The sequence below is a fragment of the Spiribacter halobius genome (genome assembly GCF_020883455.1).
Classification (GTDB): domain Bacteria; phylum Pseudomonadota; class Gammaproteobacteria; order Nitrococcales; family Nitrococcaceae; genus Sediminicurvatus; species Sediminicurvatus halobius.
On record NZ_CP086615.1, the window covers coordinates 1869780 to 1888264 of the forward strand.

At 68.3% G+C, this 18485-nt stretch carries 16 protein-coding genes, 2 tRNA genes, 1 pseudogene and 1 other annotated feature; of the genes and pseudogenes, 14 read left to right on the forward strand and 5 right to left on the reverse strand.

What is annotated here, in order from left to right; genetic code table 11:
- Positions 1–249 precede the first annotated feature (249 nt).
- The 11 genes from uvrB (at position 250) to LMH63_RS08540 (ending at position 10165) form a co-directional block, all read left to right on the forward strand.
- Complete coding sequence (uvrB, locus tag LMH63_RS08490; RefSeq protein WP_109680261.1) at positions 250–2274, forward strand: excinuclease ABC subunit UvrB; 2025 nt, start codon at positions 250–252, stop codon at positions 2272–2274.
- Positions 2275–2519: 245 nt separating this feature from the next.
- A tRNA-Val gene (locus tag LMH63_RS08495) sits at positions 2520–2596 on the forward strand.
- 128 nt (positions 2597–2724) lie between these two features.
- The gene (thrS, locus tag LMH63_RS08500) at positions 2725–4650 is read left to right on the forward strand and encodes a threonine--tRNA ligase (RefSeq protein WP_109680260.1); all 1926 of its coding nucleotides are present in this window, start codon (positions 2725–2727) and stop codon (positions 4648–4650) included.
- 102 nt (positions 4651–4752) lie between these two features.
- The gene (gene infC / locus LMH63_RS08505; RefSeq protein WP_442777725.1) at positions 4753–5214 is read left to right on the forward strand and encodes a translation initiation factor IF-3; all 462 of its coding nucleotides are present in this window, start codon (positions 4753–4755) and stop codon (positions 5212–5214) included.
- Positions 5215–5293: 79 nt separating this feature from the next.
- A complete protein-coding gene (gene rpmI, locus LMH63_RS08510; RefSeq protein ID WP_109680258.1) occupies positions 5294–5491 on the forward strand; it encodes a 50S ribosomal protein L35 in 198 nt (65 codons plus the stop codon).
- 28 nt (positions 5492–5519) lie between these two features.
- Positions 5520–5876 (forward strand): 50S ribosomal protein L20, encoded by a 357-nt coding sequence (rplT, locus tag LMH63_RS08515; RefSeq protein ID WP_109680257.1) that lies wholly within the window; start codon positions 5520–5522, stop codon positions 5874–5876.
- 98 nt (positions 5877–5974) lie between these two features.
- Entirely contained in the window at positions 5975–6994 is a 1020-nt protein-coding gene (pheS, locus tag LMH63_RS08520; RefSeq protein ID WP_109680256.1) for a phenylalanine--tRNA ligase subunit alpha, read from the forward strand.
- A 12-nt stretch (positions 6995–7006) separates the two neighbouring features.
- The gene (gene pheT, locus LMH63_RS08525; RefSeq protein WP_109680255.1) at positions 7007–9385 is read left to right on the forward strand and encodes a phenylalanine--tRNA ligase subunit beta; all 2379 of its coding nucleotides are present in this window, start codon (positions 7007–7009) and stop codon (positions 9383–9385) included.
- Between the two features lie 7 nt (positions 9386–9392).
- Entirely contained in the window at positions 9393–9695 is a 303-nt protein-coding gene (ihfA, locus tag LMH63_RS08530) for an integration host factor subunit alpha (RefSeq protein WP_109680254.1), read from the forward strand.
- Positions 9673–10029, forward strand: coding sequence for a MerR family transcriptional regulator (locus LMH63_RS08535; RefSeq protein WP_109680253.1), 357 nt, complete (start codon positions 9673–9675; stop codon positions 10027–10029). The genes ihfA and LMH63_RS08535 overlap by 23 nt, the downstream gene beginning before the upstream one ends.
- A gap of 59 nt (positions 10030–10088) precedes the next feature.
- Positions 10089–10165, forward strand: a tRNA-Pro gene (locus LMH63_RS08540).
- 111 nt (positions 10166–10276) lie between these two features.
- Here LMH63_RS08540 and LMH63_RS08545 read toward each other — a convergent pair.
- Positions 10277–10845 (reverse strand): annotated as a pseudogene (locus LMH63_RS08545) (transposase); the annotation flags it as partial.
- Positions 10451–10567, reverse strand: a sequence feature (AL1L pseudoknot). (Overlaps the previous pseudogene by 117 nt.)
- 286 nt (positions 10846–11131) lie before the next feature.
- On the opposite strand from LMH63_RS08545, the gene LMH63_RS08550 reads away from it, so the two are divergent.
- Complete coding sequence (locus tag LMH63_RS08550; RefSeq protein ID WP_158280486.1) at positions 11132–13348, forward strand: putative bifunctional diguanylate cyclase/phosphodiesterase; 2217 nt, start codon at positions 11132–11134, stop codon at positions 13346–13348.
- Positions 13349–13395: 47 nt separating this feature from the next.
- On the opposite strand, the gene LMH63_RS08555 is transcribed toward LMH63_RS08550, so the two are convergent.
- From LMH63_RS08555 to LMH63_RS08570, 4 genes are all read right to left on the reverse strand, one after another.
- Positions 13396–13845 (reverse strand): hypothetical protein, encoded by a 450-nt coding sequence (locus LMH63_RS08555; RefSeq protein ID WP_109680249.1) that lies wholly within the window; start codon positions 13843–13845, stop codon positions 13396–13398.
- Complete coding sequence (locus LMH63_RS08560; protein ID WP_199225765.1) at positions 13842–14219, reverse strand: metalloregulator ArsR/SmtB family transcription factor; 378 nt, start codon at positions 14217–14219, stop codon at positions 13842–13844. The genes LMH63_RS08555 and LMH63_RS08560 overlap by 4 nt, the downstream gene beginning before the upstream one ends.
- A 117-nt stretch (positions 14220–14336) precedes the next feature.
- Positions 14337–14849, reverse strand: a complete 513-nt coding sequence (locus LMH63_RS08565) for a DUF1643 domain-containing protein (protein ID WP_109680248.1) — start codon at positions 14847–14849, stop codon at positions 14337–14339.
- Positions 14846–15928: a GlxA family transcriptional regulator gene (locus LMH63_RS08570; RefSeq protein ID WP_109680247.1), complete on the reverse strand. Its 1083-nt coding sequence runs from the start codon at positions 15926–15928 to the stop codon at positions 14846–14848. Before LMH63_RS08570 ends, LMH63_RS08565 begins: the two co-directional genes overlap by 4 nt.
- A 244-nt stretch (positions 15929–16172) precedes the next feature.
- Between LMH63_RS08570 and LMH63_RS08575 the strand changes: the two genes are divergently transcribed.
- Together LMH63_RS08575 and LMH63_RS08580 are read left to right on the forward strand one after the other, a co-directional pair.
- Positions 16173–17900: a formate--tetrahydrofolate ligase gene (locus tag LMH63_RS08575; protein ID WP_199225764.1), complete on the forward strand. Its 1728-nt coding sequence runs from the start codon at positions 16173–16175 to the stop codon at positions 17898–17900.
- 9 nt (positions 17901–17909) lie between these two features.
- A complete protein-coding gene (locus LMH63_RS08580; protein WP_109680246.1) occupies positions 17910–18485 on the forward strand; it encodes a cyclodeaminase/cyclohydrolase family protein in 576 nt (191 codons plus the stop codon).

Sequence of the window (18485 nt, forward strand, 5' to 3'; positions counted from 1 at the left end):
GAGCGCCGGCGTGGTGATTCCACGTCAAGCGAGCGCAACGCCGCCGCCGGCCCGCTCCGGGGCTCCCGCAGGGCGAGGCTGTGCGCCGCTGCGGACTGCGTTGCTCGCCGCTTATGTAGCTCGGCTACACTGCGCGACTCGCGCCTTGCCGCAGCGGCGCACAGCCTCGCTGAGACCTGACAATACTGTCGAGCCGATTAGTATGCCGGCCCGTGATGATACGGCAAAGGGTTGACCCTCTGAACCGCCATGTCCAGCACCTTCGAACTGCACAGTGACTTTGCCCCCGCCGGAGACCAGCCCCGGGCCATCGACACGCTCGCGGCGAGTCTGCAGGCGGGGCACCGGCACCAGACGCTGCTCGGCGTCACCGGGTCGGGCAAGACCTTCACCATGGCGAGCCTGATCGCGCGCGAGCAGCGGCCGGCGATCATCCTCGCGCCCAACAAGACCCTGGCCGCCCAGCTCTATGGCGAGATGAAGGCGTTCTTCCCGGAGAACGCAGTGGAGTATTTCGTTTCCTACTACGACTACTACCAGCCGGAGGCCTACGTCCCCTCGTCGGACACCTACATCGAGAAGGACGCCTCGATCAACGAGCACATCGAGCAGATGCGCCTCTCCGCCACCAAGGCCATCCTCGAGCGCCGGGATACGATCATCGTGGCCTCGGTCTCCTCCATCTACGGTCTGGGCGACCCGAGCGCCTACCTGAAGATGGTGCTGCACCTCTCCCGGGGCGAGCGCGTCGATCAGCGCCAGATCCTGCGCCGGCTCGCGCAGCTTCAGTACGCGCGCAACGATCACGACTTCGCCCGTGGCAACTACCGCGCCCGCGGCGACGTCATCGACATCTTTCCGGCGGAGTCCGAGGACGAGGCCGTGCGGGTGGAGCTGTTCGACGACGAGATCGAGAGCCTGTCCTGGTTCGACCCGCTTACCGGCGAGGTCCTGCGCCGGGTGCCACGGCTCACCATCTACCCCAAGACGCACTACGTCACGCCGCGGGAGACCGTCCTCGCCGCTATCGAGAAGATCAAGGTGGAGCTTGCCGAGCGCCTGGAGGAACTGCGCAACGCCGGCAAGCTGCTGGAGGCACAGCGCCTGGAGCAGCGCACCCAGTTTGATCTGGAGATGATGCAGGAGCTCGGCTACTGCAACGGCATCGAAAACTACTCGCGCTATCTCTCCGGGCGCGGGCCCGGCGAGCCGCCGCCCTGCCTGTTCGACTACGTCCCCGAGGACGCCATCCTGTTCGTGGACGAGTCCCACGTCACCATCCCGCAGCTCGGGGGCATGTACCGCGGCGACCGCGCGCGCAAGCAGACGCTCGTGGAGTACGGCTTCCGGCTGCCCTCGGCGCTGGACAACCGGCCGCTCAAGTTCGAAGAGTTCGAAGCCCTGGCACCCCAGGCGGTCCACGTCTCGGCCACGCCTGGCCCCTACGAGAAAGCGCACTCCGCGGTCGTGGCCGAACAGGTGGTCCGGCCCACGGGCCTGGTGGACCCCGCCGTGGATATCCGCCCGGCCTCGAGCCAGGTGGATGATGTCCTCTCGGAGATCCGCGAGCGGGCCGATGTCGGCGAGCGGGTGCTGGTGACGACGCTCACCAAGCGCATGGCCGAGGACCTCACCGAGTATCTGCACGAGAACGGCGTGCGCGTGCGCTACTTGCACTCGGACATCGACACGGTGGAGCGAACCGAGATTATCCGCGACCTGCGCCTCGGCGAGTTCGATGTGCTCGTCGGCATCAACCTGCTCCGGGAGGGCCTGGATATCCCGGAGGTGTCGCTGGTGGCGATCCTGGACGCGGACAAGGAAGGCTTCCTGCGCGCCGAGCGCTCCCTCATCCAGACCATCGGCCGCGCGGCTCGCAACGTGCACGGCAAGGCCATTCTCTACGCCGACGAGATGACCGATTCCATGCGCCGCGCCATCGACGAGACCGAGCGCCGGCGGGCGAAGCAGATCGCCCACAACGAGGCCCACGGCATCACCCCCCAGGGCATCCGCAAGGCCATTGCCGATGTCATGGAGCGGGGCGGTCCCGCCGCTCCCGATACCCCGGAGCACTACGCCAAAGTGGCGGCGGAGACGAAGCAGTACGCGAGCCTCAGCACCGCGGATGCCGTTCGCCGCATCCGCGAGCTGGAGCAGCAGATGCACCAGCACGCCCGCAACCTGGAGTTCGAGGAGGCCGCAAAGCTGCGCGACGAGGTCAAGCGCCTGCAGAAGTACGCCCTTGGCGAGCCCGACCGCGACGCGGTCTAACCGCGTCGCGGTCGGGCTCGCCAAAGGCGAGTTCCAAGTTCAAAGTCCAAGGTTCAAGGTTCGCGCGGTTCCGCCCGTGAGGCTTCTTGGCGGTGTGCGGGTTAAGCAACGTGGTCACTGTCGGTAAGGGCAAGGCCGTGCGGGGGCGGACTTTGAACCTTGAACTTTGAACCTTGAACTCGCCGAGCTCGCCGCCGCGCCGGTTGCGCCTGTACCACCCGCTCGGTATAGTCCGTCGTCGTAGAAGGCGCGTAGCTCAGCTGGTTAGAGCACCACCTTGACATGGTGGGGGTCGGTGGTTCGAGTCCACTCGCGCCTACCAGGATTCGGTAAAGCATCGCTTGTGCGATGCTTTATTTTTTCCGGCCGCCCTCGGGGCGGTCTTCTCCCGACCGGCGCGGCCGGCCATGCATGTGGCCTCTCGTATGGGTCACCACTGTGGAGCATGTCATGCCCGCAATCACCCTTCCCGACGGCAGCCGGCGCGATTACGCCGATTCCGTGTCCATCATGCAGGTGGCCGAGGACATCGGCCCGGGTCTCGCGAAGGCGACACTGGCCGGACGCGTCAACGGTGAGCTGCACGACGCCTGCGACCGGATCGAGGCCGACGCCGAGCTGCAGATCATCACCCCGAAGGACCCCGAGGGCCTGGAGATCATTCGCCACTCCTGCGCGCACATGCTCGGGCAGGCGGTGAAGCAGCTCTACCCCGAGGCGCAGATGGCCATCGGCCCGGTGATCGAGGACGGCTTCTTCTACGACATCCGCTACGACGCCGGCTTCACCCCCGAGGACCTGGAGCGCATCGAAGCGCGCATGGCGGAGCTGATCGAGCAGGAGTACGACGTCATCAAGCGGGTGACGCCGCGGGAAGAGGTGCTGCGGATATTCCGCGAGCGCGGCGAGACGTACAAGGTCGAGCTGGTGGAGGCCATGCCCGAGGTGCGGGAGATGGCGCTCTACCACCACCAGGAATACGTGGACATGTGCCTCGGCCCGCACGTGCCCAACACCCGCTTCTGCAAGGCCTTCAAGCTCACCAAGCTGGCCGGCGCCTACTGGCGCGGCGACGCCCGCAACGAGATGCTGCAGCGCATCTACGGCACCGCCTGGGCGGACCGCAAGCAGCTCAGGCAGCACCTGGCCTTCCTCGAGGAGGCGCAGAAGCGCGACCACCGCCGCATCGCCCGCACCCAGGACCTCTTCCACCTGCAGGAGGAGTCACCGGGGATGGTGTTCTGGCACCCGGCGGGCTGGCAGGTCTACACCGTGCTTCAGGACTACCTGCGTGGTCGCCTGCGGGCTCACGGCTACCAGGAGATCCGCACGCCCGAGCTGGTCGACCGCAGCCTCTGGGAGCGTTCCGGACACTGGGAGAAGTTCCGCGAGGACATGTTCACCACCGAGTCCGAGAGCCGGGACTACGCCATCAAGCCCATGAACTGCCCCTGCCACGTGCAGGTGTACAACCAGGGCCTGAAGAGCTATCGCGACCTGCCACTGCGGCTCTCGGAGTTCGGCAACTGCCACCGCAACGAGCCCTCAGGCACGCTGCACGGGCTCATGCGCGTGCGCAATTTCGTCCAGGACGACGCCCACATCTTCTGCACCGAGGACCAGATCCAGTCAGAGGTGGCCGGGTTCCTGGAGCTGGCATCCGGCGTCTACCGGGACTTCGGCTTCGACGATGTCATCGTCGCCCTGTCCACCCGGCCGGAAAAGCGCGTCGGCGAGGACGCCCTCTGGGACAGGGCCGAGGCCGCCCTCGAGCGGGCCCTGGACGCCTGGGGCGTCGAGTGGACGCTGAACCCGGGGGAGGGCGCCTTCTACGGCCCGAAGATCGAGCTCTCCATGCGCGACTGCCTCAACCGCGTCTGGCAGTGCGGCACCATGCAGGTGGACTTCTCCATGCCCGGGCGGCTCGGCGCGCAGTATGTGGCCGAGTCCGGTGAGCGGGTGGCGCCGGTGATGCTGCATCGGGCCATCTTCGGCTCCTTCGAGCGCTTTATCGGCGTGCTCATCGAGCACTACGGCGGCAACTGGCCGGCCTGGCTCGCGCCCCAGCAGGCGGTGGTGATGAGCATCACGGACCGGCACGCGGCGTACGCGGCGGAAGTCGAAAAAGAGCTTGCAGAACACGGATTTCGCGCCTCAAGCGACTTGAGGAACGAGAAGATCGGCTTTAAAATTCGCGAGCACACGATTCGTCGCGTTCCCTATCTGCTGGTCGTGGGGGAGCGGGAGCGCGAGTCCCACACGGTGGCCGTGCGCACACGCAGCGGCGAGGACCTGGGCGCCATGCCTGTCGCGGAATTCCGCGAGCGCCTCGCCTCGGATGTCGCGCGGCTCGGCAGAACGCTTTCGGAGGACTGAAGCATCGCTATACGCAGAAAGCCAGGGGCACGGCGCCAGCAGCCCGGCGTCGGCGACAACCGCCGCGTCAACGAGGACATTCAGGTCCCGCAGGTCCGCCTGATCGACCAGAATGGCGAACAGGTGGGCATCGTCGACACGGAAGACGCCATCCAGCGCGCCGCCGAGGTGAACCTGGACGTCGTCGAGCTCGACCCGAATGCCGACCCGCCCGTCTGCCGGGTGATGGACTTCGGCAAATGGAAGTTCGAGCAGTCGAAGAAACAGCAGGCGGCGAAGAAGAAACAGAAGCAGATCGAGGTCAAGGAAGTGAAGTTCCGCCCCGGCACGGACGAGGGCGACTACCAGGTCAAGCTGCGTAACCTGAAGCGCTTCCTCGACGACGGCGACAAGGTCAAGGTGACGCTGCGTTTCCGCGGCCGCGAGATGGCGCATCAGGAGCTCGGGCTGGAGCTGCTGGAGCGCGTGGAGCGAGACCTCGAGGAGTTGGCGACCGTCGACCAGCGCCCCCGTATGGAGGGCCGGCTGATGGTCATGATGATGTCCCCGAGAAAGGGTCGCTAACGCGGCCCGCGGCCCTCGGGGCGGGTGATCTCCCGGCCGCGGCCGGGAGTTCTTGTTTTGGGCAGCGGAGAATCGGTCAATGCCGAAGATCAAGACCAACCGCGGCGCCGCCAAGCGCTTTACCAAGACCGCCTCCGGGCGGTTCAAGCGGGCGCACGCTTACCACAACCACATCCTGACCAAGAAGGATGCCAAGCGTAAGCGCAAGCTGCGGGCCAGCACGCTCGTCTCGGAGCAGGACACCGCCATGGTGCGGCGCCTGCTGCCGTACGCGTAACGTTCACAACCACTAGAGGATTCTGAAGATGGCCAGAGTCAAGCGCGGCGTCGAGGCACGCCGCCGCCACAAGAAGGTCCTCGGCAAGGCGAAGGGCTATTACGGGGCGCGGCGCAAGTCGTTCCGGATCGCCAATCAGGCGGTCACCAAGGCCGGCCAGTACGCCTACCGGGATCGCCGCGTCCGCAAGCGCGAGTTCCGCGCCCTGTGGATCCAGCGCATCAACGCCGCCGCCCGTCTCAACGGGCTGTCCTACAGCCGGCTGATGGACGGCCTCCGCCGGGCGGAGATCGAGGTCGACCGCAAGGTGCTGGCGGACATGGCGGTGCACGACGCCGACGGGTTCGCCAAGCTCGCCGAGCGCGCCAAGGCCAGCCTGGGCTGAGCAAGCCGGGGGGCCGGGCGGGGCCCGGCCGATTCCGGTCGCGAAGGGGAAGGGTTGGCCGCATCCTTCCCCTTTTTTGTCGGTGAACGGGATACAGCATGACCGAAGATCTGCAGACCCTGGTGGCCGAGGCCGAGGAGGCCATCGCCACCGCCGCCACCGTGGCCGAGCTCGAGCAGGTGCGGGTCGCGTACCTGGGCAAGAAGGGCCGGCTCACCGCCGAGCTCAAGGGCCTCGGCCGGCTGCCGGCGAACGAGCGGCCCGCCGCCGGGCAGGCCATCAACCAGGCAAAGGCCCGGCTCGGCGAGGCGCTGGACGCGCGGCGGGAAGCCCTGCAGCGCGCGGAGATGGACCACGCCCTGGAGGTCGAGCGGGTGGACGTCACCCTGCCCGGGCGGGGCGAGCCGCCGGGGGGGCTGCATCCCATTACCCGTACGCTCGAGCGCATCGAGGACCTGTTCACCGCCGTGGGTTTCCGGGTCGCCGAGGGTCCGGAGGTGGAGGACGACTACCACAACTTCGAGGCCCTCAACATCCCCGAGGCCCATCCTGCCCGGGCGATGCACGACACCTTCTATTTCGACGCCCGCCACCTGCTCCGCACCCACACCTCGCCGGTGCAGATCCGGGTGATGGAGGGTGAGGGCGCGCCGGTGCGCGTGATTGCGCCGGGGCGCGTCTACCGTTGCGACTCGGATCTCACCCATACCCCCATGTTCCACCAGGTCGAGGGGCTGCTGGTGGATGAGGGCATCACCTTCGGGGACCTGAAGGCGGTACTGGACGACTTCGTCAAGCGCTTCTTCGAGCAGGATCTGGCGGTACGCTTCCGCCCCTCCTACTTCCCCTTCACCGAGCCCTCGGCGGAGGTGGACGTGGAGTGCATGTTCTGTGCGGGGGAGGGCTGCCGGGTCTGCGGCCAGAGCGGCTGGCTGGAGATCCTCGGCTGCGGCATGGTCCATCCGGCGGTGTTCGAGTATGCCGGCGTCGATGCCGAGCGCTACAGCGGCTACGCCTTCGGCATGGGCGCGGAGCGCCTTGCCATGCTGCGCTACGGGGTCAACGACCTGCGTATCTTCTTCGACAACGATCTGCGCTTCCTGCGCCAGTTTCGATAGGGCACATCCAGCATGAGGATCAGCGAGCACTGGCTGCGCGAATGGGTGGACTTCCCCGGCAGCACCGAGGAGCTGGCCCATCGCCTGACCATGGCGGGCCTCGAGGTGGACGCCATCGAGCCGGCGGCGCCCGCGTTCGAGGGCGTCGTGGTGGGGGAGATCGCCGCCTGCGAGCCGCATCCGGAGGCCGACCGGCTGAGCGTCTGCCGCGTGGTGGCCGGTGACGGCGATCCGCTGCAGGTGGTCTGCGGTGCGCCCAACGCCCGCGTCGGCCTGAAGGCGCCCTTCGCCCGCGTCGGCGCCACGCTGCCGGACGGCACCCGCATCGAGCGCGCCACGCTCCGCGGCACTGCCTCCGAGGGCATGCTCTGCTCCGCCCGCGAGCTCGGGCTCTCCGAGGACGCGGCCGGGCTCATGGCGCTGCCGCCGAGCGCGCCCGCCGGCGCCGACCTGCGCGAGTACCTGGCGCTGGATGACACTGTCATCGAGCTGGAGCTCACCCCGAACCGGGCGGACTGCCTGGGCATGGCCGGCGTCGCCCGCGAGGTGGGCGTGCTCGCCGGGCGCGAGCCCGTCTGGCCCGGCGTGGAGGCGGTCCCGCCCCGGTGCGACGCGCAGTTCCCGGTCACTCTCGAGGCGCCGGCGGAGTGCCCGCGCTACACGGGGCGGGTGATCCGGGACGTGGATACCAGCGCCGAGACGCCGGTCTGGATGCGCGAGCGCCTGCGGCGCGCGGGCGTCCGGCCGCTCTCGATCACCGTCGACATCACCAACTACGTGATGCTCGAGCTTGGCCAGCCTATGCACGCCTTCGACCTGGAACGGCTCGAGCAGGGCATCCGGGTGCGCTCGGCAACCAAGGGTGAGCGTCTGGCGCTGCTGAATGGCCAGACGGTCGAGCTGGAGCCCGGCACCCTGGTCATCGCCGACGCCGCCGGCCCGGTGGCCATGGCGGGCATCATGGGCGGCGAGCCGACGGCCGTCACCGAGGCCACGCGCCACGTCTTCCTGGAAGCCGCTTTCTTCGCGCCGGCGGCCATCGCCGGCCGCGCCCGCGCCTACGGCCTGCACACGGACTCCTCCCATCGCTTCGAGCGCGGGGTCGATCCGGAGCGGGCCGCCGTCGCCGTGGAGCGGGCCACGCGGCTGCTGGTGGGCATCGCCGGGGGCGACCCCGGCCCCACCGTGGTGACCGAGCGCGCCGAGCAGGTCCCGGTGGCGCCGGCCGTCAGCTTCCGGCCCGGGCGCTGCACGGCGCTCCTGGGGGCCGCAATCCCGCATGAGACGATGCGCGGGATCCTGGAGCGCCTGGGCATGGCGGTTGCCGCCGGCGCCGAGGCCTGGACCGTCACGCCGCCGAGCTGGCGGTTCGATATTGCCCGCGAGGTGGACCTGATCGAGGAGATCGCTCGCATCCACGGCTACGATGCGCTGCCGCTCTCCCGCACCCCGGCGCCGCTCGCCATGCCGGCGCAGCCCGAGGCGCACCTGCCGCTGCGGCGCCTGCGACGGCTGCTGGTGGATCGTGGCTATCAGGAGGCGATTACCTACAGCTTCGTCGCCCCGGAGCTGCAGGCCAGCCTCGACCCCGAGGCCGAGACGCTGCCGCTGGCCAATCCGCTCTCCGCCGATCTCGCGGTGATGCGCAGCAGCCTCTGGCCGGGTCTCGTGCGCGCCCTGCAGCACAACCGCAACCGCCAGGCCGGCCGCGTGCGCCTCTTCGAGAGCGGGCTGGCGTTCCGCGGGCGACTTGAGAACCTGGAGCAGGCGCCGCGCGTCGCCGGCATCGCCGCCGGCCAGCGCCATCCGGAGCACTGGGACGCGCCGCGCACGCCACTCGACTTCTTCGACGTCAAGGGCGACGTCGAGGCGTTGCTCGCACTCACCGGCGAGCCCGAGCGCTATCGCTTCGAGCCGGCCGCGCATCCGGCCCTGCACCCCGGGCAGAGCGCCCGCGTCCGCCATGCTGACGGCCACGCCGGCTGGGTGGGGGCGTTGCACCCGGAGGTGCTGCGCAGGCTCGACCTGGACGGGCCGGTCTTCGTCTTCGAGCTCGATCTCGGCCGGATTACCGCCGCACGGGTGCCGGCGTTCCGGGAGATCTCACGCTATCCGGCGATCCGCCGCGACCTCGCGGTGGTGCTGCCGGAGGCCGTGAGTGCGGCGGAATTGCGCGCCACCGTGGTTGCGAGCGCGGGGGAGGCCCTGCGCGAGCTGATCCTGTTCGACGTCTATCGCGGCAAGGGCGTGGCTGACGGTTTCAAAAGCCTGGCCATAGGCTTGATTTTACAGGACTCTTCGCGCACGCTTACCGATAGCGACGTGGACGCGGTCGTTGCCCGAGTGGTGGAGCGGCTGCGCGCGGAACTCCAGGCAGAGTTAAGGGAGTAGCATCCGAATGGCACTGACCAAGGCCGATATGGCCGAGCGCCTGTTCGAGGAGGTCGGTCTCAACAAGCGTGAGGCCAAGGAACTGGTGGAGAGCTTCTTCGAGGAGATCCGCGCAGCCCTGGAGGAAGGCACCCCGGTGAAGCTCTCGGGGTTCGGCAACTTCGATCTGCGGGACAAGAACGAACGCCCCGGCCGCAATCCGAAGACCGGCGAGGAGATCCCGATCTCCGCCCGGCGCGTGGTTACCTTCCGCCCGGGCCAGAAGCTGAAGTCGAGGGTCGAGGCGTATGCTGGACACGTCAAGCAATGACGAGCTGCCGGCGATCCCGGCAAAGCGCTACTTCACCATCGGCGAGGTCAGCGACCTCTGCGCGGTGAAGCCGCACGTCCTGCGCTACTGGGAGCAGGAGTTCCCACAGCTCAAGCCGGTCAAGCGCCGGGGCAACCGCCGCTACTACCAGCGCCAGGACGTCATCCTCATCCGCCAGATCCGGGCGCTGCTCTACCAGCAGGGCTTCACCATCGGCGGCGCGCGCCAGCAGCTCTCCGGCGAGCACGCCCGGGAAGACGTCAACCAGAGCCAGCAGATCATCCGCCAGCTGCGCACGGAGCTGGAGGACATCCTCGCCGGCCTCAAGCGCTAGCCGAGCGCGGATCGACGTTGGCCCGCGCGGGGCGCTGTTGTATCCTCTCGATTCGACAACGGGGTGTAGCGCAGTCTGGTAGCGCACCTGCATGGGGTGCAGGTGGTCGGAGGTTCGAATCCTCTCACCCCGACCATATTTTGGGAGGCGGGTCAGCTGGTTAGGGAATGACTGGCGGCCCGCCTCTTTCGCGTTGAAAGATCGTTGCAACGGAGTTGCGAAACCTCCCTTGTGCCACCCTGCGGCACGCCACCGCGATGCCCTCGCGGTGTCGTTGCCGGTAGAGCTTGCGCACGTCGTAGACCCGGAAGTTCGCCTCCCATACGCGGCGGACCTCGGCGTTGAGCCAGGCATCGCGGTTGGCCCGCGCAGGCAGCCACGCGGGATCGGTCTCCCGGGGCTTGTGCTCGTAGTACGCCGACGGGGCGATCGGCAGCAGCGCGCAGATCGACTCCACCCCGTGAACTATTCGATGGCGGTGGATGAACGCCACCATGACTTCCCGTGGCGGTCGCGCTTTGCCTGGGCGAAGAAAGCCGACGCTTTGCGCAGGATCTCGTTGGCACGCTTGAGCTAGTAGTGCTCGTGCTCCATCGCCTTCAACAGCCGGCGCCCCTCGGTGGTCAGCCCGGCACGCCGGCCGCTGGCACGCTCGCTCTGGCTCACCCACCGGCACAGCGTCTCCACGGTGCAGCCAATCTTGGCCGCAATCGAGGCGACAGCCGCCCACTGCGAGCCGTCGCTGTCCTGGTGCTTCAGCACCATCCGAACCGCGCGTTCCCGGACCTCGGCGGGGTATTTCACCGCAGTGTTCATGACCTGATCCTCTCAAGGCTTCGGGTCTCCGGGAATCCGGGGCGGTTCACTCTGCAGCGTTGTCGCTTTCCCGCTGTCCCGGGGCGATATCGGGACCGAACCCGCTGGAAAGTACGAAAACTGGCCACGGAGAGACGCTCATCTCATGCTGACCGAATGGTGGTCTGGACGGCAGCAATGGTGGGGGCCTATGGTGGCGAGTGGCTTTGAGGATCGCGGGGCTAAGGCGATGTAAGGCCATCAGTACCCGCTCAATATGACGCTCTCTTGCCCCACAAACCGGTGCGTGCTGGCTGTCTGTGGCCTCTATGCACTCGCCGGGCTCACGGCTATCCCGCTCATCGAGCTGATCGTTATCCAGATCTTTGGGGATGTCAGGCCGCTGTCACTGGCAGCCGGGCCAGGCCTGTTATTCGTCTCGGTCTCGGCGCCCGTACTTGCCTTGGGCGCATGGCGGCTCCACCGGGAGCATCTAGCGGTACGCCGTCGCTATGAGGCACTGGTTCAGCACAGTCTCGACGGGCTGCTCCTTACCGCTCCCGATGGTCGAATTCTCACCGCCAACCCGGCTGCCTGCCAGGCTCTCCGGTACACCGAACGTGAGCTGCAGGGCGCCGGTCGCGCCTCGGTTCTCGACGAGTCGGACCTCGCGGTGCAGGCGTTCCTGGCCGAGCGCGAGGCCAAAGGCCAGGCAAGAGGGGAATTCTGGGCGCGGCGCAAGGACGGACGTCGGATACGCGTGGAGGTGGGTAGCGCGCTCTTCCAGGCGGCTGGTGACACCTTCACCTCGATGAGTTTTCGGGACATCACCGACAGAGTCGTCGAGACGTACCGCGCCCAACTTGCGGATGTCGCCTTCGATAAGACGTCGGAATGTATCGGCGTACTGGACAGCAAGCTGCGCATCATATGGGCCAATCCCGCCTTCGAGCGGGTAACGGGGTGGCGTCTCACCGAGATCATTGGCCAGGTGGCACCCTTCTACCGATTGCTGGAGGCCGAGCCCGAAAGCCTGCGGGCCTTTGAGCATGCAATGGAAAGTCAGGGCTACTGGACGGGGGAGCTGACGTCTCGCCGCGCCAACGGGGAGCTTTACCCGTTGGCCGGTGCGGTGACGCGCGTAATCAACGACGTCACAGGGGAAGTGCAGTACGTGGCGACCTTCACCGATACCTCGCTCCTGGAAGAGTACGAGGCGCAACTCAGCCGCGCAGGCCGGCATGATGAGGCGACGGGCCTTGCCACGCGCTGGGCGTTCGAGGAGAGCTGCGAGACGGCCCTCGCCAAAGCCGATCCCCAACATGAGTCAGTGGGGCTATACCTGCTCAATCTTGACCATTTCGGTCACGTGAACCAGAGCCTGGGTCACGCAGCGGGGGACAGGTGCCTGCGGGAGGTGGCGAACAGGCTGGTTGAGGCCGACATCCCGGCTTCCGTCGTGGCCCGGCACGGTGGTGACAGCTTCCTGATCATGGTGCCCTCGCTACGGTCTCAGGAAGACACTGGCCTCATCGCACGACAGCTCAAGGCCGTGTTCGAGCAGCCGGTCGAGATCGATGGGTCGAGTATCGCGCTCACCGCATCGATTGGCATCAGCGTGTTCCCGACAGATGGCATGACGGTCGACGCCATGCTGCGCGCCGCGGAGTCTGCGCTCGATAGTGCCAAGGCGGATGGTGGTGACGATTTCAGATACTACCGAGAAGGCGCCGAGGAGCGGGCGAGAGAGTTCGTTTCCAAGACGTCGGAGATTCGGGCAGGCATCCGGCGCCGGGAGTTTGCACCGTACTTTCAGCCCATTGTCGATGCGGTTACCGGAAGCGTGGAGAAGTTCGAGGTGCTGGCGCGCTGGAAACACCCAACCCGTGGTGTCCTGGGTCCAGCGGAATTCATCGGTGTCGCTGAGCGGTCAGGCCTTATTGGCGACCTCTCGCATATCCTGCTGGAAGAGGCGGCTCGTGAGATGTCGGGGCTCTGTGACCGCGTCCAGCGAAGGCTGGTCATCACGTTCAATCTATCAGCGCGCCAGTTGCGCCAGGAGATGATCGCTAACCATCTGCTGCAGGTCGTCATAGATAACGGGCTTGCCGCGAATCAGGTCGTGTTCGAGATCACTGAGTCGACGATCATGGATGACCCTCCCACGACCCGGCGGATTCTCGAGGAGCTGCGCGGCTACGGGTTCCGCATCCTGCTGGACGATTTCGGAACCGGATACTCCTCGCTGAATTACCTGAGGCGGCTGCCCGTTGATGGCCTGAAAATCGACCGCTCTTTCGTTGCTCGCGTGGCCGATGATGTCACTGATGCCGCAATCGTTAAGGCGATCCTGGCTGTTGCCAGGGAGCTCAGGCTGCGGGTGGTCGCGGAGGGAATCGAGGAAGAGCAGCAGGCGGAATGTTTGCGGCGGTACGGCTGCGACCAGCTTCAGGGATTCCTGTTTGCCAAGCCCATGCCGGGTGAGGAGCTCGAGCATTACCTAACAGAGACGGCAGAGCGATAGCGGCCCAGCATGCAATCGATTTGACCCGACTGCTCTGTTGAGTCGCCTCAGCCCGCTCCGCGCTGGCGGCGAATGAGAAGCCTGCCGAGCGCCCAGAGGAAGACGGCGAACAGGGCATGGGGCACGAGCGCGCCCGGAATGAGGGCCGGGCTGACCCCGAGGCCGAGCATGCCCCAGCCGTTGATGGGGAAGAAGACCACCAGCGCGACGACCCACAGCAGCGCGGCGAGGGCAGCGGCGGTCGACAGGCGCAGCCGCGGATAGTCCCAGACAACCCACACGGCCGACCAGAAAGTGACGTAGGCCAGGTGGAACAGCAGCCCGACCGGCATCGGCAACCCCTCGCCGAAGAGGGCCTCGGCGAACGCCAGGCTCGGCGGTTTCGGCATCGGCGGCAGACCGGCGACAAACGCCGGCACCATGATCAGCGACAACAGCGCGCCATTGGCGATGCCTAGGCCAAGCCCGCGAACGATGACCTGGGGTCGTGCGTTCATGGTGTCTCCTGCTCGGCCTGTGAGTCGCTCCGGGCGCCAGGGCCCGCCGTGCCGGCGGCACAGATCGGCTGGCAACGGCCCTCGCCCTCGGCATGGGTGCAGCACGTGTCAGTGAGGAAGTCGACCAGCTCGCGCATTTCCTCGAATCGCGCGCTGTAGCGGATTTCCCGGCCGAGTCGCCGGCGCCGGGCCAGGCCGGCGAGCCGCAGACGGTCGAGGTGAAAGGTGGCGGCGCTGGCCGCAAGCCCTGCCGCCCGGGCCAGCTCGCCGGCAGCCACCCCGTCGACCCCGGCCGCCATCAGCAGCCTCATGACCTGGAGCCGTGCCGGATGCCCCAGCGCCGCGAGGCGTTCCGCCGCCTGTATTTCAATCATAATTGAAATATAGAAATCAATTCCGGGTGCGTCAAAGCGTGACTGCCGCGTTCGATGGCGGGCATCGACGGCATCCAGGCCGGGGACCGGGAGCGGCCCTGCACGCTGAGGGGGACGTCAGCGGTCTTGGGGCGCAACGCCGCGAATGGGCTCGGGCTCGAGATGAAGGCTCAGGTAAAGTGGATGCGCCGGCTCCCCAAAGCGGGTGAGGGCGAGGGCGTGAGGCACGACGCCAAGGCGCTGGATCCGCGCCAGCACGGTCCGGCCGCGGCCCCCGAGTCGGCCGTGATTGCCCCAGCCGCAGAGCACCCGGTGCGCGTCCCGGACACGGGCGCGCAGGACGCGATCGTTGTGCGGGCTCACCGGGTCATGGGCCTCATAGAGGGCTCGCGGATCGCGGGAACGCAGGGCAAAGAGGTTGACCACTTCAAGGCCGCCGAAGCCAAGGCGTTCGGCGCGCCGGCGGCAGCGGGCGATGGTGGCGTCGTCGTGGTCGGCGTCCGCGGTGCTCGGATTGAGCATGATGAACAGCAGCGTGTCGCCTGCGCTCCAGCGCCGCCAGAGGCGGTATCGATAGCGTCCGCAGCGCGAGAACAGCGCGCCGGACTCGGGCGTGTTGCGACGGCTCACTCGTTCGGTTCGGTTCCGGCGGCGGGAGGCGCCGCCTCCGGCGGCACGAAGCTGGTCGCCCCCACGGCGGCATCGCCCACCGTGGGGGCGACCTGCGGATTCTGCAGCAGCCGCTGCCGGCGACGGCGGCGCTCCTCGCTCGGCGAGTGGCCGAAGTGGTCGTGATAGCACTTGGTGAAGTGCGGCGGCGAGACGAAGCCGCAGGCCACCGCAACGTCGGTAATGGGCATGTCGGTCTGCAGCAGGAGCTGGCGGGCGCGGGCCAGGCGCAGATCCAGGTAGTAGCGCGTCGGCGGGCAGCCGAGATAGCGCTGGAACAGCCGCTCCAGCTGGCGGCGCGAGGTGTTGGCATGCTCGGCGAGCTCGTCCAGGGTCAGCGGCTCGTGGATGTTCGCCTCCATCAGAGTGACCACCTCCACCAGCTTGGGCTGGCTGGTGCCGAGGCGGACCCTGAGCGGTACGCGCTGGCGCTCGCTGAACTCGCGGATGCGCTCGTGCAGAAACTCCTCGGCGATGGACTCGGCCAGTTCCAGGCCCTGCTGCCGCGCGACCAGATTCAGCATCATGTCGAGCGGCGCTACGCCGCCGGAGCAGGTGTAGCGGTCGCGATCCATCACGAAGAGCTCGGAGGTGAAGACCGTCCCCGGGAACAGCAGCCCCTCGTAGATGCCCGAGATGTGCTCCCAGTGCAGCGTGCAGCGATACCCCTCCAGCACGCCGGCCTGGGCGAGCAGGAAGCTGCCTGTGCACACGGCCCCGAGAGTGACCTGGCGACGGGCCAGGCGCCGGATCCAGGCGAGGATGTCGCGCTCCGCCCGGGTCTCCACGTCCACCCCGGCGCAGACGATGGCGAGATCGGGCACGGGGGCGTCGGCCAGGGAATGGTCCACGGCGATTCGCGTGCCGTTGCTGGCGGCCACCGGCTCGCCATCCCGCGAGACCAGAGACCAGTCGTAGAGTTGCCGTTCGGAGAGCTGGTTCGCCATGCGCAGCGGCTCGATGCTCGAGGCGAATGCGAGCTGCGAGTAGCCGGGCACCAGCAGGAAGACCACCCGATGGGTATGCTGCGCCGCCGCCATTGAGCCTCCGCAGGGAGCGAACCGTTCATGGATTGTGGATGCTCGTCGGGGGTTTGCCCAGAGTCTTGTCTGCAGGCGACCTGCGTCTGCGCGTCCGCGCCAGCGCCTGCGCCACGCGCACGGCAGCTGTCGTTACTGCGGTGATCGGTGACGTGCACGGCAAAATGCTGCATCCCGGCGCCACCCATACTCCTTGCCAATCCGTCGCCCGACGGTTGGCAGATCAACAGAGTGAGGGTGGATTATGGCGACGAGCCCGGAAGACGCGGTACCGGCGGCGTTGCCGAGCGATCTCGAGATCGCCCGGCAGGCATTCCTGAAGCCGATCGACGATATCGCCGCCCGCCTCGGGCTGCCGCCGGGGGTGGTCGAGCCCTACGGCCACCACGTCGGCAAGATCCCGCTGGAGGCTATCGAGCAGCTGGCCGAGCGGCCCCGGGCACGCTATGTGGTGGTCTCCGCGATCACGCCGACGCCCCTCGGCGAAGGTAAGACCACCACCTCCGTCGGGCTCGCCCAGGGTTTCCACCATATCGGACGTACCGCGACGGTGGCCCTGCGCCAGCCCTCCATGGGCCCGACCCTCGGCATCAAGGGCGGTGCCGCCGGCGGCGGCTGGAGCCAGGTGGTGCCGATGGAGCGCATCAACCTGCACCTCACCGGCGATATCCACGCCGTGACCGCGGCCCACAACCTGCTTGCCGCGGTCGTGGACAACCACCTCATTCAGCGCGACGGCGTCCCCATGGATCCGGCCCGCGTGGCGTGGCGGCGCGTGGTGGACATCAACGACCGCGCCCTGCGCAACGTGGTGATCGGCCTCGGCGGGCCGGAGAACGGTATCCCACGGGAGACGGGCTTCGAGATCACGGCGGCCTCCGAGGTCATGGCCATCCTGGCTCTGGCCGATTCGCTGGAGGACCTGCGCCGGCGCCTCGGGCGGATCGTGGTTGCCTGGACCCGGGACGGTGAGCCAGTGACGGCGGACGACCTCAAGGTCGCCGGTGCCATGGCGGTGATGTTGAAGGAGGCGATCAAGCCGAACCTCATGCAGACGCTGGAGAACACCCCGGCGCTGATCCACGCCGGCCCCTTCGGCAACATCGCCCACGGCAACTCCTCCATCCTCGCCGACCGGATCGGCATCCATGGCGGCGACTTCCTGGTGACCGAGGCGGGCTTCGGCGCGGACATGGGTGCGGAGCGGTTCTTCAACATCAAGTGCCGCGCCTCGGGCATGACGCCGGACGCCGCGGTGCTCGTGGCCACGGTCCGCGGGCTCAAGCTCCACTCCGGACGCCACCGGGTGGTCGCCGGCAGGCCCCTGCCGAGCGGCATGCTGCGGGAGAGCCCGGAAGACGTTGCCGCCGGCGCCGACAACCTGCGCAAGCAGATCGAGAACATCCGCCTGCACGGCGTCTCCCCCGTAGTGGCGATCAACGCCTTCCCCGGTGACTACCCGAGCGAGCACGCCGTCATCCGCGAGGTGGCCGAGGCCATGGGCGCGCGGGTCGCGGTCTGCACCCATGTGCGCGACGGCGGTGCGGGCGCTGCCGAGCTCGCCGAGGCGGTGGCCGAGGCGGCGGAGGAGCCCGGCGACTTCCGCTTCCTCTACGCGGCCGGGACGCCGCTGGAGGGCAAGATCGAGTGCATCGCGCGCGAGGTCTACGGCGCCGACGGCATTGACCCGTCCGCGCTGGCGCGGCGTCAGCTGAAGGAGTTCACTGCCCAGGGCTACGGCGAGCTGCCGGTGTGCATCGCGAAGACGCACCTCTCGCTGTCGTCGGATCCCGCGCTGCGCGGTGCCCCCCGGGGCTGGCGCATGCCGGTGCGCGAGGTCCGCCTTTCCGCGGGAGCGGGCTTCGTCTACGCCCTGTGCGGCGACATTCGCACCATGCCGGGGCTGGGCGCGCAGCCGGCGGCGGCGGCCATGGATCTGGATGCCGAAGGCCGGATTCACGGCCTGTTCTGAGGCGCTGCCATGCCACGGGCCCAGGCAGTCGCACCGCCGCGGGAAGGCTACGCCGCCGAGTCGGCCGCGGGGCTGCTGGAGCGGCTGGCCTCGCGCCACGCAGTGCCGGGGGGTGGCGCCGGCGCCGCCCTCGCGGTGGCGTCGGGGGCTGCGCTGGCCGCCATGGCGGCAAGGCTTGCCGGCGCCCGTATCCCGGATTCCGGGCTGCTGGTGCAGCGCCTCGACGCCCTGCGCCGGCATGCCCTCGGCCAGATCGACGCCGATGCCGAGGCGGTGACGGCGATGCTGGCGGGTGGCCCGGCGGCCCGGGCCCGGATCTGCGATACCCCGCTGGCCCTCGCCGAGAGCGGCGCGGAGATCGCGGAGACGGCGGCCCGGCTCGTGCGCGAGGGCAATCCGCGGCTTGCGGGCGACGCCCATGCGGCGTTGCTGCTGGCGGAGGCGGGCGTGCGCGTGGCCCGCGCCCTGCTCGAGGACACGCTGGCGGCACGCCCGGCCGACCCCCGCCGGGCGCGCGTCGGCCGCCTCGCCGATCGGGCCCGCGTCGCCGTGAGCGCGGCGCAGGGCTCGCGAGGGTCAGGCTAA

Excerpts from the sequence above, each read along its gene's own strand:
- uvrB (WP_109680261.1), top strand. The coding sequence starts at position 250 with ATGTCCAGCACCTTCGAACTGCACAGTGACTTTGCCCCCGCCGGAGAC.
- thrS (WP_109680260.1), top strand. The coding sequence starts at position 2,725 with ATGCCCGCAATCACCCTTCCCGACGGCAGCCGGCGCGATTACGCCGAT.
- rpmI (WP_109680258.1), top strand. The coding sequence starts at position 5,294 with ATGCCGAAGATCAAGACCAACCGCGGCGCCGCCAAGCGCTTTACCAAG.
- rplT (WP_109680257.1), top strand. The coding sequence starts at position 5,520 with ATGGCCAGAGTCAAGCGCGGCGTCGAGGCACGCCGCCGCCACAAGAAG.
- pheS (WP_109680256.1), top strand. The coding sequence starts at position 5,975 with ATGACCGAAGATCTGCAGACCCTGGTGGCCGAGGCCGAGGAGGCCATC.
- pheT (WP_109680255.1), top strand. The coding sequence starts at position 7,007 with ATGAGGATCAGCGAGCACTGGCTGCGCGAATGGGTGGACTTCCCCGGC.
- ihfA (WP_109680254.1), top strand. The coding sequence starts at position 9,393 with ATGGCACTGACCAAGGCCGATATGGCCGAGCGCCTGTTCGAGGAGGTC.
- LMH63_RS08535 (WP_109680253.1), top strand. The coding sequence starts at position 9,673 with ATGCTGGACACGTCAAGCAATGACGAGCTGCCGGCGATCCCGGCAAAG.
- LMH63_RS08555 (WP_109680249.1), bottom strand. The coding sequence starts at position 13,845 with ATGAACGCACGACCCCAGGTCATCGTTCGCGGGCTTGGCCTAGGCATC.
- LMH63_RS08560 (WP_199225765.1), bottom strand. The coding sequence starts at position 14,219 with ATGATTGAAATACAGGCGGCGGAACGCCTCGCGGCGCTGGGGCATCCG.
- LMH63_RS08570 (WP_109680247.1), bottom strand. The coding sequence starts at position 15,928 with ATGGCGGCGGCGCAGCATACCCATCGGGTGGTCTTCCTGCTGGTGCCC.
- LMH63_RS08575 (WP_199225764.1), top strand. The coding sequence starts at position 16,173 with ATGGCGACGAGCCCGGAAGACGCGGTACCGGCGGCGTTGCCGAGCGAT.
- LMH63_RS08580 (WP_109680246.1), top strand. The coding sequence starts at position 17,910 with ATGCCACGGGCCCAGGCAGTCGCACCGCCGCGGGAAGGCTACGCCGCC.